Origin of the sequence: Micromonospora sp. S-DT3-3-22 (assembly GCF_015354745.1) — a bacterium.
Classification (GTDB): domain Bacteria; phylum Actinomycetota; class Actinomycetes; order Mycobacteriales; family Micromonosporaceae; genus Micromonospora; species Micromonospora wenchangensis.
The window spans coordinates 1-13,690 of the sequence record NZ_JACGMO010000166.1; the positions used below are offsets into that span (position 1 = coordinate 1).

The 13,690-nt window shown below is 70.8% G+C and carries 14 protein-coding genes; 9 read left to right on the forward strand and 5 right to left on the reverse strand.

Features of this window, described 5'->3' with window-relative positions:
* The 6 genes from H1A17_RS31020 to rny all read left to right on the forward strand — a co-directional run.
* Positions 1 to 652, forward strand: a 652-nt coding sequence (locus H1A17_RS31020) for an MFS transporter (protein ID WP_194823552.1), incomplete at its 5' end; no start/stop codon positions are given.
* 4 nt (positions 653 to 656) lie between these two features.
* Entirely contained in the window at positions 657 to 857 is a 201-nt protein-coding gene (locus H1A17_RS31025) for a DUF3046 domain-containing protein (RefSeq protein WP_145918470.1), read from the forward strand.
* 184 nt (positions 858 to 1,041) lie between these two features.
* On the forward strand, positions 1,042 to 2,088 hold the full coding sequence (recA, locus tag H1A17_RS31030; RefSeq protein ID WP_088647146.1) for a recombinase RecA: 1,047 nt from the start codon (positions 1,042 to 1,044) through the stop codon (positions 2,086 to 2,088).
* Positions 2,089 to 2,102: 14 nt separating this feature from the next.
* Positions 2,103 to 2,780, forward strand: a complete 678-nt coding sequence (locus H1A17_RS31035) for a regulatory protein RecX (RefSeq protein WP_145918471.1) — start codon at positions 2,103 to 2,105, stop codon at positions 2,778 to 2,780.
* 3 nt (positions 2,781 to 2,783) lie between these two features.
* Positions 2,784 to 3,488, forward strand: coding sequence for a 3-keto-5-aminohexanoate cleavage protein (locus tag H1A17_RS31040; protein WP_194823553.1), 705 nt, complete (start codon positions 2,784 to 2,786; stop codon positions 3,486 to 3,488).
* Between the two features lie 546 nt (positions 3,489 to 4,034).
* On the forward strand, positions 4,035 to 5,801 hold the full coding sequence (gene rny, locus H1A17_RS31045; RefSeq protein ID WP_145918473.1) for a ribonuclease Y: 1,767 nt from the start codon (positions 4,035 to 4,037) through the stop codon (positions 5,799 to 5,801).
* Between the two features lie 917 nt (positions 5,802 to 6,718).
* On the opposite strand, the gene H1A17_RS31050 is transcribed toward rny, so the two are convergent.
* The 4 genes from H1A17_RS31050 to H1A17_RS31065 all read right to left on the reverse strand — a co-directional run bounded on the left by H1A17_RS31050 (position 6,719) and on the right by H1A17_RS31065 (position 10,032).
* Positions 6,719 to 7,603: an amino acid ABC transporter permease gene (locus tag H1A17_RS31050; protein ID WP_194823557.1), complete on the reverse strand. Its 885-nt coding sequence runs from the start codon at positions 7,601 to 7,603 to the stop codon at positions 6,719 to 6,721.
* Entirely contained in the window at positions 7,600 to 8,274 is a 675-nt protein-coding gene (locus H1A17_RS31055) for an amino acid ABC transporter permease (RefSeq protein ID WP_194823554.1), read from the reverse strand. Before H1A17_RS31055 ends, H1A17_RS31050 begins: the two co-directional genes overlap by 4 nt.
* Before the next feature lie 78 nt (positions 8,275 to 8,352).
* Positions 8,353 to 9,219 (reverse strand): glutamate ABC transporter substrate-binding protein, encoded by an 867-nt coding sequence (locus H1A17_RS31060; protein WP_194823555.1) that lies wholly within the window; start codon positions 9,217 to 9,219, stop codon positions 8,353 to 8,355.
* Between the two features lie 57 nt (positions 9,220 to 9,276).
* The gene (locus tag H1A17_RS31065) at positions 9,277 to 10,032 is read right to left on the reverse strand and encodes an amino acid ABC transporter ATP-binding protein (RefSeq protein WP_145918477.1); all 756 of its coding nucleotides are present in this window, start codon (positions 10,030 to 10,032) and stop codon (positions 9,277 to 9,279) included.
* 197 nt (positions 10,033 to 10,229) lie between these two features.
* On the opposite strand from H1A17_RS31065, the gene selD reads away from it, so the two are divergent.
* On the forward strand, positions 10,230 to 11,219 hold the full coding sequence (gene selD / locus H1A17_RS31070) for a selenide, water dikinase SelD (protein ID WP_145918478.1): 990 nt from the start codon (positions 10,230 to 10,232) through the stop codon (positions 11,217 to 11,219).
* Positions 11,220 to 11,454: 235 nt separating this feature from the next.
* Positions 11,455 to 11,934 carry a hypothetical protein gene (locus tag H1A17_RS31075; RefSeq protein ID WP_145918479.1) on the forward strand — a complete coding sequence of 160 codons (480 nt, stop codon included), beginning with the start codon at positions 11,455 to 11,457 and terminating at the stop codon, positions 11,932 to 11,934.
* A gap of 57 nt (positions 11,935 to 11,991) precedes the next feature.
* Here the strand turns inward: H1A17_RS31075 and H1A17_RS31080 are convergent, their stop codons facing one another.
* Entirely contained in the window at positions 11,992 to 12,216 is a 225-nt protein-coding gene (locus tag H1A17_RS31080) for a DUF2277 family protein (RefSeq protein WP_145918480.1), read from the reverse strand.
* Between the two features lie 66 nt (positions 12,217 to 12,282).
* Here H1A17_RS31080 and miaB point away from each other — a divergent pair.
* On the forward strand, positions 12,283 to 13,690 hold a 1,408-nt coding region (miaB, locus tag H1A17_RS31085), incomplete at its 3' end, for a tRNA (N6-isopentenyl adenosine(37)-C2)-methylthiotransferase MiaB (protein WP_194823556.1).

Genomic DNA, 13,690 nt, shown 5'->3' on the forward strand with positions numbered 1-13,690 from the left:
CGCCGGATCGGCAGCGACGGAGACCACGCCGGGCGGGCGGCGGGCCGGCATGCGGGCGGCCTGGCGGGTGGTGCGTGGCCGGCCGGCGGCCCGGCTGGGCATCGCCGCCGTCGCGGTCGGCCACCTGGTGATGGTCGCGGTGATGGCGATGACCCCGGTACGCCTCGGCGAGTCGCACTCCGACGCGGACGTGCTTCGGGTCGTCGGCATCGTGCTGAGCCTGCACATCGCCGGCATGTACGCGTTCTCGCCGGTGGTGGGCTGGCTCACCGACCGGTGGGGCCGGCGTGCGGTGATCCTCGTCGGCGTCGGCACCCTGCTGGCGGCGTGCGCGGTCGCCGGCACCGCCGGGCACCACACGCCGCGACTGTCGGTCGGCCTGGCGCTGCTCGGGCTGGGCTGGTCGGCGACCATGGTGGCCGGTTCGACGCTGCTGTCCGAGGCGGTGCCGTCCCGGGTCCGCCCCAGCGTGCAGGGGCTCTCCGACCTGACGATGGGGCTGGCCGGGGCGGGCGCGGCGGCGGCCAGCGGGTTTGTCATGCGGGTGGCGGGTTATCCGACCCTGACCCTGCTGGCGGCGATCGCGGTGGTGCCGCTGGTGGCGCTAGCGTTGCGCCGGGTGCCACCGACGGCACCCGACGAGGAGGAGTGATCACGTGCGGCTGACCGACTTCTGGACCCGGCTGGACGAGGCGTTCGGGTCGGCCTACGCGGCCAGCATCGCCAGTGACCAGGTGCTCTCCCAACTCGACGGGCGGACCATCGAGCAGGCCCTCGCGGCCGGTGAGCAGACCCACGTCGTGTGGCGGGCGGTGGTCGCCGCGTACCCCGACCGGGTGCCCGTACGGCTACGCTGAGCTGCCGTTCCGGCACTTCCGCGTGTCGCTTGCCGGCTCGTACACCTGTTCGGCTATTGTCCACAGCGGGGTGCTCGTCCACAGCTCGCGGCCCGTCGGCTGGTTTTCTGTCGGACCCAGCGCCTAGCGTGTCCGCGTGACGCGAAGCTCAGGAAAGACGCCGGCGAAGGCAGGAGTGGCAAACATGGCCGCAGGGCCCGACCGGGAGAAGGCACTCGACCTTGCTCTCGCTCAGATCGACAAGCAGTTCGGCAAGGGGTCGGTGATGCGGCTGGGCGAGCGCCCGGTCGTCCAGACCTCGGTCATCCCGACCGGTTCCATCGCGCTCGACGTGGCGCTCGGGGTGGGCGGTCTGCCCCGGGGGCGGGTCGTCGAGATCTACGGCCCCGAGTCCAGCGGTAAGACCACGGTCGCCCTGCACGCGGTGGCCAACGCCCAGCGGGCCGGCGGCATCGCCGCCTTCGTCGACGCCGAGCACGCGCTCGACCCCGACTACGCGAAGGCGCTCGGTGTCGACACCGACGCCCTGCTGGTCTCCCAGCCGGACACCGGCGAGCAGGCGCTGGAGATCACCGACATGCTGGTCCGCTCCGGCGCGATCGACATCATCGTGATCGACTCGGTGGCGGCCCTGGTGCCGCGCGCCGAGATCGAGGGCGAGATGGGCGACAGCCACGTCGGCCTCCAGGCCCGGCTGATGAGCCAGGCGCTGCGGAAGATCACCGGCGTGCTCAACAACACCGGCACCACGGCGATCTTCATCAACCAGCTCCGCGAGAAGATCGGCGTCATGTTCGGCTCGCCCGAGACGACCACCGGTGGTCGGGCGCTGAAGTTCTACGCCTCGGTCCGGCTCGACGTGCGCCGCATCGAGAGCCTCAAGGACGGCACCGACGTGGTCGGTAACCGCACCCGGGTCAAGGTCGTGAAGAACAAGGTCGCCGCGCCGTTCAAGCAGGCCGAGTTCGACATCATGTACGGCAAGGGCATCTCCCGCGAGGGCTCGCTGATCGACGTCGGCGTGGAACAGGCGATCATCCGCAAGTCGGGTGCCTGGTACACCTACGACGGTGACCAGCTCGGCCAGGGCAAGGAGAAGGCCCGGGAGTTCATGAAGGAGAACCCGGACGTGGCCGCCGAGATCGAGAAGAAGATCCTGGAGAAGCTCGGGGTCGGGGTCGGCGCGGGTGATGCCGCCGGTGGCCCTGAGCTGCCGCCTGTCGACTTCTGACCGGTCGCGCCCCGATGGCAGGACGACGCGCCCGCGCGGGGCGGGGCTGGGACGCCGCCCCACCCCGCGCGGGTGCCGAGGACACGATGCCCCGCCCCCGGCGAGGTCGCCGGGGGGCGTCGGACGGGACCGAGCCGACATCAGGTGAGCCGACGCCCCGGGACGAGGGCGAGCTGGCCCGGGAGATCTGCCTGCGGCAGCTCGCGGTGCGCCCGCGTACCCGGGCCGAGCTGGCCGGGGCGCTGGCGAAGAAGGGCATCTCCGACGAGGTGTCCGCCCAGGTGCTCGACCGCTACGACGAGGTCGGCATCATCGACGACGCGGCCTTTGCCCGTGCCTGGGTCTCCAGCCGGCACAACGGTCGCGGGCTGGCCCGCCGGGCGCTCGCCAACGAGCTGCGCCAGCGCGGCGTGGACGGCGAGGTGGCCAGCGAGGCCCTCGGCGAGCTGGACGAGGAGACCGAGGCGCAGACCGCCCGCGCCCTGGTCGACCGGAAGCTGCGGACCGCCCGGGGCGAGCCCGACGCGGTGTTCCGCCGGCTGGTCGGCATGCTCGCCCGCAAGGGTTACCCGCCCGGGTTGGCGATCCGGGCGGTGAAGGACGCCCTGACCGCGCAGAGCGCCGAGGCGGCCGAGTTCGCCGAGCAGATCGACGCCGACGCGTTGGCCGACGCCGAGGGCGAGCGGGGCTGACCGGTGTGGAAGGCGTCCCTCAACGGTGCCCGGCGGCGTGACGAGCACCCCGCCGTGCCGCTGACCGCCGCCGAGTTGGCCGCCGACGCGGTCCGCTGTGCCGCGCTGGGGGTGGCGGCGGTGCACGTCCATCCCCGCGACGCCGACGGTGCCGAGTCGCTGTCCCCGTCGGTGATCGCCGAGGCGGTGACCGCGATCCGCACCGCCCGGCCGGGGCTGCCGGTGGGGGTGAGCACCGGCGCGTGGATCGCACCCGACCCGGCCGACCGGGTCGCCGCCGTCCGCGCCTGGTCGGTGCTGCCCGACTTCGCCTCGGTCAACGCCCACGAGGACGGTGCCGAGGCGGTCGCGGCGGCCCTGCACGAGCGGGGCGTGCTGGTCGAGGCCGGCCTCTGGACGGTCGACGCGGTCCGCGCCTGGCGGGGCTGGCGGGTGCCGGCCGGTCGGGTCCTGGTCGAGTGCCTGGCCGACGAGCCGGACCGGGCGCTGGCCGATGCCGCCGACATGCTCGCCCGCCTCGCCCCCGGTGATCCTCCGGTGCTGCTGCACGGCGAGGGGCCGGCCACCTGGCCGGTGCTCTTCGAGGCGGTCCGCCGGGGGCTGGACACCCGGATCGGCCTGGAGGACACCCTGCACCTGCCGGACGGCTCACCGGCCCCCGACAATGCCGCCCTGGCGGGTTGCGCCCGCGCGCTGGGGGCCCGCTGACCCGACCGGGTCCGACCCCGCCACCGCGAACCTTTGGGTTTTTTGTAGCGCCGTGTCCGGACTCGGATCACCGCTGGGTGACGTTGTCAACTCTCTCCGTTCGGGGGGTTTGATCATGAGTTCTTGACCGAACGGCCTTCCGCGACCTAGCCTCGCCATACAGGCTCACTTTGCCCGACCAAGCGCAGGCTAAGCGCACAACATAGATCGCGTAACAGAACCGCATCACTTTGGCCAGCTCCACCGGCCTTGACGGTCCCTCCGGACAGCCGGTCCGGAGCCGACCCGACAACTGCACCCGGCTGTCGGCGATGCCGCATGGGCATCGCCGACGGAGAGCTGTACCCACGGCCAGCCGCTCGGTCGGGCGTCCGGAGCCGCAGAGGTGGCGTGCCCGTCGGCACGGTTCCCCTGCGGCGTAGACGTTTGGGGAGGCGCGACCATGGCTGGTCGGCACAGGGACCGGGGGTCCCCAGGAGGTGGTGGCGCGCACAGTCGCGCCGGCACGGTGTTGCGGCCCACCGGCCCGGGTGACGGGACGCCGGCATGAGCACCTTCGACGTGGTGCTCCTGATCGTCGTCGGGCTCCTCGCCGCCGTCGTGGTCGGCGTGGTCCTGGTCGGCGTACGGGCGCTGCGCCGGATCGGCACCGCCCCCGCCCCGGACGATCCCGCCTTCATCGCGGAGAAGGACCGGCAGGAACAGTCGCTGGCCGCGCTGCGCAGCGCCGCCGACGAGGTGAACAGCACCATCGACGTGGCGAAGTCCGCCGCCTCGGCGGCGCGGGCCGAGGCGGCCGGCGCCAAGGCGGAGGCGAAGTCGGCCCGGGCGGAGGCCCGGCGGGTTCTCGACGACGCCCGCGCCGAGGCGGACACCGTCCTGGAACGGGCCCACAAGCAGGCCGAGGCGGACGCCGAGCAGCTCCGGGCCGCCGCCCGGCGCAGCGGTGAGCGTGAGGTGGCGGTGCTCGCCGCGACGACGCGGGAGCAGGCGGCCGAGGTGGAACGCCGGGCCGCCCGGATGGACGAGCGGGAGCGGCTGCACACCGAGGAGGTGGAGCGGCTGGCCGAGCGGGAGCGGCAGCTCACCGCCGCCAGCGCCGCGCTGGCCGAGCGGGAGGCGGCGGTCACCGCCCGGGAGGCCGCCCTGACGGTGGCCGAGGAGCAGCGTCGGCGGGAGTTGGAACGTGTCGCCGGGCTCACCGCCGAGTCGGCCCGGACGGAGCTGATCGAGGCGATCGAGACGCAGGCGAAGCGGGAGGCGGCGCTGCTGGTGCGGGACATCGAGTCCGACGCCCGCACCACCGCCGAGCAGCGTGCCCGGCACATCGTGGTGGACGCCATCCAGCGGGTGGCCAGCGAGCAGACCGCGGAGAGCGTGGTCAGCGTGCTGCACCTGCCGGGGGACGAGATGAAGGGGCGGATCATCGGCCGGGAGGGGCGCAACATCCGCGCCTTCGAGTCGGTGACCGGGGTCAACCTGATCATCGACGACACCCCGGAGGCGGTGCTGCTGTCCTGCTTCGACCCGGTGCGCCGGGAGGTCGGCCGGCTCACCCTGGAGAAGCTGGTCCTCGACGGGCGGATCCACCCGCACCGGATCGAGGAGGTGCACGACCTGGCCCGGCAGGAGGTGGAGGAGCTGTGCCACCGGGCCGCCGAGGACGCCCTGGTCGAGGTGGGCATCACCGAGATCCACCCCGAGCTGGTCACCCTGCTCGGCCGGCTGCGCTACCGCACGTCGTACGGGCAGAACGTGCTCAAGCACCTGGTGGAGACCGCGCACATCGCCGGGATCATGGCCGCCGAGCTGCGGTTGGACGTGCCGACGATCAAGCGGTCGGCGTTCCTGCACGACATCGGCAAGGCGCTCACCCACGAGGTGGAGGGCAGCCACGCCATCATCGGCGCCGACCTGGCCCGCAAGTACGGCGAGAGCGAGGACGTGGTGCACGCCATCGAGGCGCACCACAACGAGGTGCCGCCGCAGACCATCGAGGCGGTCCTCACCCAGGCTTCCGATGCCTGCTCGGGCGGGCGGCCGGGGGCCCGGCGGGAGAGCCTGGAGGCGTACGTCAAGCGGCTGGAGCGGATCGAGGAGATCGCGGCCGGCAAGCTCGGCGTGGAGAAGGTCTTCGCGATGCAGGCGGGCCGGGAGATCCGGGTGATGGTCAAGCCGGACGACGTCGACGACATCGGCGCGGCGGTGCTGGCCCGGGACGTGGCCAAGCAGATCGAGGAGGAGCTGACCTACCCGGGGCAGATCCGGGTGACCGTGGTCCGCGAGTCCCGGGTCACCGAGATCGCCCGCTGACCAGTGGATCTGAGTTCTCCCGCCGCAGCCGGATCCGCGTCAGCTCGACGCTCGTCCTCGGTCCGCTGCCGGCATCGCAATGACTACTTTGTGTAAGCCAATAGCAACTCGTTGACATCAACATATGTGATTCGTAGACTGTTCGGAGCCGGCAAGATCAAAGGAATGAGTAGGTTCGACTGCGAATCTGCGAACCGCGCGGAACGTCTACCCTGTCGTGAAGTCATGAGTGGGAGCGAGCTTGTCTTCTAGAGGGAAGAATTTAACTGCGGCTGCCTTTTCTGTGCTGAGTCTTGCAGCAACCGGAGTGGTGGGAGTTGCCACCGCCACGCCGGCGACTGCGGCTCCGGAATGCTGGACGACCCCACAAACGAACGACCGGGAAGTGTGGGGTCAGTGCGCTCAGGGCACCATCATCGGCCAGTACCGGGTGGCCATTAGGTGCGAGGAGAACAACGGGAGCCGCTACAGCCGCTACGGCGGCTGGGTCTACGCGCCCAGTATTTCCAAGGCAATCTGCGCCGAGGGTTCGTGGTGGGTGGATAAATGGATTGAGTACCGCTGATCGGCCCAGACGTCTTGCCTTGAACGTCGAACGGTTGTATTAGCCTTTTCTCGAATTTGCTCTGGCGGGTAGTCCCTGATGCTGGCGCGGCCTGACAGTCCGTCGCTCTGACAATTGGGAAAAGATCGTCCGGCAGGTCCGGACACCCAGGGCAACAACGACGTTGGCTCGGTCGGACCGTGGAGGATCGGACAGGAGCGGGATCGCGCCGAGGGCGTGAATGAGTAGGCCAGGCGGACATACTTAAAGTCCGCTGGCGGGCTGCATCCGTGGGTCATTGGTGCGGAGCCGGGGTGCGGGGAATGAGTATTCCCCGCACCCCGACTCGTCGTGCAGGCCCACCGCGTCGTGGTCAGCCCTGTGGCTCGCCGACGGTGTCCCCGCCGACGGGCGTCGAATCCCGGACGTTCTGCTTCGAGGCCCGATACGCCCGACGGCTGCCGCGTCGGTCGAGCCAGCCCGCCAGCATGGTTATCAAAGAGTTGATCACGATGTAGATCGCGGCAACGACGATCGCCGCCGCGACCACGTTGCCGTAGTTGGCCGAGAGATCGTTGACCCCGCGCTGGAGTAGTTCGGGGAAGGCCACGATGTAGCCAAGCGCGGTGTCTTTGAGCAGCACGACCAACTGGCTGACGATCACCGGCAGCATTGCGCGGGCGGCCTGCGGCACCAGGATGAGCTGCATGACCTGGCTCTTGCGCATGCCCACGGCGTAGGCAGCCTCGGACTGGCCAGTGGGGATCGACCTGATGCCGGCGCGGAACGCCTCGGCGAGCACCGATCCGTTGTAGAGAGTTAGGCCGACGACCACAGACCAGAACGCCGAGACGGGTCCCTGGATGAGGAAAGGCACGCCGTAGAAGATGAAGAAGATCAGCAGCAGCAGCGGCACGGCCCGGAAGAACTCCACCACGATGCCGGACAGCACTCGGATCCACCAGCGCTCGGAGAGACGCCCGACCGCGAAAATGATGCCGAAGGCGAGCGACAGGAGCATCCCGGTGGCTGCGGCGAGGAGGGTCTGCCGCAGGCCGGGGATGATGAACTGGGTCCAGGTATCCGGCTCGGTAAACGGCTGCCATAGCCGACCTTCCCACTGACCGGCCTCGTCAAACTGGCGATAGATCCACCAGAGCAGGACGACGAGGCCTGCGCCGAAGACCACGCTCAGCACCGCGTTGCGGGCACGGGCCCGCGGTCCCGGGTGGTCGTACAAAACCGTGCTGCTCATCAGCGCTTCACCGCCAGTCGGTTGGCCAGCCAGCCGAAGAAGTAGCCGGTGGGGATCAGGAGCGCGGCGAAGGTGCCGGCGAACACCAGGAAGATCGGGATGACCGCGTCGCCGTTGCTGTTGATCAGGTCCTTCATCACGCTCGACGCCTCGATGAGGCCGATGGTGCCGACGATCGTCGCGTTCTTGCACAGCGCGATGAGTACGCTGCCCAGTGGCGCCACCACCGCCCGCCCGGCCTGGGGCAGGATCACGATCCGCAGTGTCTGGAAGAACGTCAGCCCGACGGCCCGGGCCGCCTCTGCTTGGCCGGCGGGGACGGTGTTGATCCCGGAGCGCACCGCCTCGCAGACGAACGCGGCCGTATAGACCGACAGGCCAACGACCCCCAGCCAGTAGTTGTTCAGGTTCAGGTCGTCGGAGAGACTGAGCCCGAGCGTGGAGAAGAGGCCGAAGTAGCAGAAAAAGATGACTAGTGTCAGCGGGGTATTGCGAAAGATGTTGACCCAGGCGGCGCCCAGGCCGCGCAGCACCGGCACGGGTGAGACCCGGAACGCGGCGATCAGCACGCCCAGCACCAGTGCGAAGAACGCCGACGCGCCGGTCAGCTTGAGGATCCACAGGAAGCCCGACACGTACGCGTCGAGGTTGGTCTGATCAGCGAATACGTGCATTCGTCGACTCCCGGGGCAGGTCGTCCGCGTCGTGACGGTTCGGGGCCGGCACCCTCGTGGTGCCGGCCCCGAACTCTGTCAGACGCTGCCGCAGTTGGTCAGCTTGGTGGTGTCCAGCTCGGGCGCGGCCTTGCCGCTCTTGCCCAGCGTCGAGTCCCAGGCGGCCTTGTACGAGCCGTCCGAGGCGGCGGCCTTGAGGATCTCGTTGACCTTCTCGCAGCCGTCCTTGTCGTCCTTCTTCAGGCCGATTCCGTAGGGCTCGCTGGAGAAGGGCTTGCCGACCACCTTGAACTTGCCGGCGTACTGCTCCTGCGCGGCGTAGCCGGCCAGGATGATGTCGTCGGTGGTCACCGCATCCACCTGGCCGTTCTCCAGCAGCGGCAGGCACTTCGAGTACGAGTCGAACTGCTGGAGCTTGGCCTTCGGGTGCTCGGTCTGGATCCGCTTGGCCGGCGTCGACCCGGTCACCGAGCAGACGGTCTTGCCGTCCAGTCCCTCCGGCCCGGCGAGCGTGGAGTCCGCCTTGACCAGCAGGTCCTGCCCGGCGATGAAGTACGGCCCGGCAAAGTTGATCTTCTGCTTGCGCTCGTCGTTGATCGTGTACGTCGCCACGACCAGATCGACGGTGCCCTGCTGGATGAAGGGTTCGCGGTTGTTGGAAACGGTGGTCTTCCACTCGATGCTGCCGGCCTCGACGCCCAGGCCCTTCGCGATGATCTTGGCGATCTCGACGTCGAAGCCCTCGTACGTGCTGCCGGTCTGCAGGCCCAGGCCGGGCTGGTCCGCCTTGACGCCGATCACCAGCTTCTTCTGGTTCTGCGCCTTGCCGATGAGGCCCTTGCTGCCCGAACCGCCGGACTCGCCGTCGCTGTCGCCACCGCACGCGGCCAGGCCGAGCGCCAGAGTGGCCGCCGCGGCGACTGCCGCCACGCGCTTCATACGCATACTGATCTCCTTCTTCGTCGGAATGCACCGGTGACCGGCGCGCTCCACTACGGACGCCTAGTGCGTGAGGATCTTGGAGAGGAAGTCCCGGGCCCGCTCGCTGCGCGGGTTGGCGAAGAACTCCGTCGGCGGGGCGTCCTCGACGAGCTGCCCGTCGGCCATGAAGATCACCCGGTTGGCGGCGTGCCGGGCGAAGCCCATCTCGTGCGTCACCACCACCATGGTCATGCCCTCACTCGCCAGCGAGGTCATCACGTCGAGCACCTCGCCGACCATCTCCGGGTCCAGCGCGCTGGTCGGCTCGTCGAAGAGCATCGCCTTGGGCTGCATGGCCAGCGCGCGGGCGATCGCTGCCCGCTGCTGCTGGCCGCCGGAGAGCTGGGCCGGGTACTTGTCGGCCTGGTTGGCGATGCCGACCCGGTCGAGCAGGGCCAGGCCGCGCTCGCGGGCGGCGGCCGGCTTCTCCTTGCGGACCTTGACCGGCCCGAGGGTGACGTTCTCCAGGATGGTCTTGTGGGCGAAGAGGTTGAACGACTGGAAGACCATGCCGACCTCGCTGCGCAGCTTCGCCAACGCCTTGCCCTCGGCCGGCAGCGGCCGGCCGTCGAAGGTGATCGTCCCGTCGTTGATCGGCTCCAGCCGGTTGATCGTCCGGCAGAGCGTCGACTTGCCCGACCCGGACGGCCCGATCACCACCACGACCTCGCCCTTGCCCACCGAGAGTGACACGTCGTCGAGCACGTGCAGGGGGCCGAACCACTTGTTGACCTTGTCCAGCACGATCAGCGGTTCGCCGGTCGCCACGTCGTCCACCGTCCCTGTCGTCGTACCGGAAAGCGGGGTCGGTCGACCCCCGGTTGGGCCACTGTAGGCGGGGCGACGTGGCGGATCGCAACTCAACGGGTCACGGAGAGGTAACACCGGTGTCGGGTGTGCGCCGACGTCCGAATTCCGTCACCCCGACGGGCCGTCAGGTGGCGGCGCGGCGGGGTGACGGAGATCATGGGGGGATGACCGACCGGGTCCGCCTGACCGAGTACGCGCGTGGTGGCGGCTGCGCCTGCAAGATCCCACCGGGGGAGCTGGAGGCGATGGTCGCCGGGCTGGGGCCGGCCACCGGCACCGCCGAGCTGCTGGTCGGCCTGGACCACGGCGACGACGCCGCGGTGGTCCGGCTGGACGGGCGGACCGGCCTGGTCACCACCGCCGACTTCTTCACCCCGGTCGTCGACGACGCCTACGACTGGGGGCGGATCGCCGCCGCGAACGCCCTGTCCGACGTGTACGCCATGGGCGGCACCCCGCTGGTCGCCATCAACCTGCTCTGCTGGCCCCGGGACACCCTCCCGCTGGAACTGGCCCGGGAGGTGCTGCGCGGCGGGCAGGACGTGGCCCGGGAAGCCGGCTGCCATCTGGCCGGCGGGCACAGCGTCGACGACGACGGCCCCAAGTACGGGCTGGCCGTGACCGGGCTGGTCCGCCCCGACGAGCTGATCACCCTGGACGCCGGCCGGGCCGGGCTGCCGCTGTCGCTGACCAAGCCGCTCGGCGTCGGGGTGCTGAACACCAGGCACAAGGCCACCGGCGAGGTCTCCGCCGAGGCGGTGGCGTCGATGACCACGCTCAACCGGGACGCGGCCCGCGCCGCCGTCGCGGCCGGCATCCGCTGCGGCACCGACGTGACCGGTTTCGGGCTGCTCGGGCACGCCTCGAAGCTGGCCCGCGCCAGTGGCCTGACGGTGGCGATCGACGCCGCCCGGGTGCCCTACCTGCCCGGTGCCCGGGAGGCGGTGCGCGACGGGCACGTCAGTGGCGGCACCCGGCGCAACCTGGACTGGGTGGGCCCGTGGACCGGGTTCGGGTCGACCGGTGAGGCCGACCGGCTGCTGCTGGCCGACGCGCAGACCTCCGGCGGGCTGCTGCTGGCCGGCGAGGTGCCCGGGGCGACGGTGATCGGCGAGCTGCTGCCCCGGGGTGGGTCGATGGTCGTCGTCCGCTGACCCGCCCGCCGCGCGGCGGCGACGCGCCGACAGGGCTGGGCAGCCCGGCCCGGCCGGGGCACCGTACCCGATAAACTGTCATTTTCCCGCTACTCGGCGCAGCGGAGCGTCAGGAAATTTTGCCCGGAATGGTCACAGACCGGTAACTTGCCCCCGGCTGAGGTCAAATGCCCCCCACCATCGTCAGTAAGGCCCGATCCGGAGGCCGGTGGGACGAACGCAGCGAGGAGGCGGCATGACCGAGCTGTGGAACTGGAGAATCGACCGGGCCGCACCCGTGGAGGTGTACCCGGCGCTGGCCGAGGCGCTCGGCCGGGTGGTGATGCCCCTGGCCGTGGCGGACCCGGCCCGGCTGCCCACGTACGCGGTGATCTGCGACGTCTGGGAGGCCCCGGGGGAGTTCGGGACGATCGTCGACTGCTACGGCGTACCCGAGTCGTTGCACGAGTTGAGCGCGGTCGCCGCGCTGGCCCGGCTGCTCGACCGGGACTGCCTGCTGGCCGACGACACCCTCGACGCCGGCCGGCACCTGCTGGTCGCCCCGGGTGGCACGATCCGCCCGGTGCACTTCGAGGTCACCGAGACCGACGACGGCGAGGTGCTCTCCGCCCGCCGGCTCTGCACCCTGGCGCACCCGGGCTGCCGGGGCTGGTCGCGGTGCTGCCGGTCGCGCTGGGCACCGGACTCGGTCAACCCGGCCCTCGCCGCCGCCTGACCGCCCCGCCCGACCCGGGCCCCTCGCTGCGGTCCGGTCCGGGCCGGTGCGCCGGGGTCAGGGGGCGGTCGGGCGGGCGCCCCGGACCTGCAACTGGTCCAGCAGGGTCGCGGTGGCGGCGGTCACCGCCTGCACCGCCGCCTCGAACGCCGCCGCATTGTGCGCCGCCGGGGCCCGGAAACCGGACACCTTCCGGACGTACTGCAACGCCGCCGCCTCGATGTCGGCCGGCGTGACCGTCGGGGCGTACGGCTCGCGCAGGGTCTTGATGCTCCGGCACATGGTTCCTCCTCGTCGGGGTCTTCCCGGTCGGCCCGGGTCGGTCGGCCCGGATACGCTGTGCACGTCATGACTACCGCAGCCGCGGGCAGCCCGCGCACCTACCAGGTGCGCACGTACGGCTGCCAGATGAACGTGCACGACTCCGAGCGCATCTCCGGCCTGCTCGAACAGGCCGGTTACGTGCGGGTCGCCGACGCCGACGACAACCCGGACGTGGTGGTGTTCAACACCTGCGCCGTCCGGGAGAACGCCGACAACCGGCTCTACGGCAACCTCGGTCACCTGCGCCCCGTGAAGGACAGGCACCCGGGGATGCAGATCGCCGTCGGCGGCTGCCTGGCCCAGAAGGACCGCGGCGACATCGTCCGCAAGGCCCCCTGGGTGGACGTGGTGTTCGGCACGCACAACATCGGCTCGCTGCCGGTGCTGCTGGAACGGGCCCGGCACAACACCGCCGCCGAGGTGGAGATCCTCGAATCCCTCGACGTCTTCCCGTCCACCCTGCCGACCCGGCGCGAGTCGACGTACGCCGGCTGGGTGTCGATCTCGGTGGGCTGCAACAACACCTGCACGTTCTGCATCGTGCCCGCCCTGCGCGGCAAGGAGAAGGACCGCCGCCCCGGTGACGTTCTCGCCGAGGTGCGCGCCCTGGTCGCCGAGGGGGTGCTGGAGGTGACCCTGCTCGGGCAGAACGTCAACTCCTACGGCGTCGAGTTCGGCGACCGGTACGCCTTCGGCAAGCTGCTGCGCGCGACAGGTGAGATCGACGGGTTGGAGCGGGTCCGGTTCACCAGCCCGCACCCGAAGGACTTCACCGACGACGTGATCGCCGCGATGGCCGAGACCCCGAACGTCTGCCACTCGCTGCACATGCCGCTGCAGTCCGGCTCGGACGACGTGCTGAAGGCGATGCGCCGCTCGTACCGGTCGGAGAAGTACCTCGGCATCATCGAGAAGGTCCGTGCGGCGATGCCCGACGCGGCGATCACCACCGACATCATCGTCGGCTTCCCCGGCGAGACGGAGGCGGACTTCGAGCAGACCCTCGACGTGGTCCGCGCGGCCCGCTTCTCGTCGGCGTTCACCTTCCAGTACTCGAAGCGCCCCGGCACCCCGGCCGCGACCATGGACGGCCAACTGCCCAAGCAGGTCGTGCAGGAACGCTACGAGCGGCTGATCGCCTGCGTCGAGGAGATCACCTGGGCGGAGAACCGCAGGCTGGTCGGCGAGACCGTCGAGGTGCTGGTGGCCGTCGGTGAGGGCCGCAAGGACGACCGCACCGGCCGGCTCTCCGGTCGGGCCCGCGACGGCCGCCTGGTGCACTTCGCCACCGGCGCGCCCGGTGAGCCGGGCGCGGCCGGCACCGTCCGGCCGGGCGACATCGTGCACACCACCGTCACCTACGCCGCCCCGCACCACCTCAACGCCGACGGCGCGCCGCTGGCACACCGGCCTACCCGGGCCGGTGACGCCG

Coding starts and splice junctions, on each gene's coding strand:
- H1A17_RS31060 (WP_194823555.1), bottom strand. CDS start 9,219: ATGCGTATGAAGCGCGTGGCGGCAGTCGCCGCGGCGGCCACTCTGGCG.
- H1A17_RS31080 (WP_145918480.1), bottom strand. CDS start 12,216: ATGTGCCGGAGCATCAAGACCCTGCGCGAGCCGTACGCCCCGACGGTC.
- recA (WP_088647146.1), top strand. CDS start 1,042: ATGGCCGCAGGGCCCGACCGGGAGAAGGCACTCGACCTTGCTCTCGCT.
- H1A17_RS31075 (WP_145918479.1), top strand. CDS start 11,455: ATGACCGAGCTGTGGAACTGGAGAATCGACCGGGCCGCACCCGTGGAG.
- selD (WP_145918478.1), top strand. CDS start 10,230: ATGACCGACCGGGTCCGCCTGACCGAGTACGCGCGTGGTGGCGGCTGC.
- H1A17_RS31055 (WP_194823554.1), bottom strand. CDS start 8,274: ATGCACGTATTCGCTGATCAGACCAACCTCGACGCGTACGTGTCGGGC.
- rny (WP_145918473.1), top strand. CDS start 4,035: ATGAGCACCTTCGACGTGGTGCTCCTGATCGTCGTCGGGCTCCTCGCC.
- H1A17_RS31035 (WP_145918471.1), top strand. CDS start 2,103: ATGGCAGGACGACGCGCCCGCGCGGGGCGGGGCTGGGACGCCGCCCCA.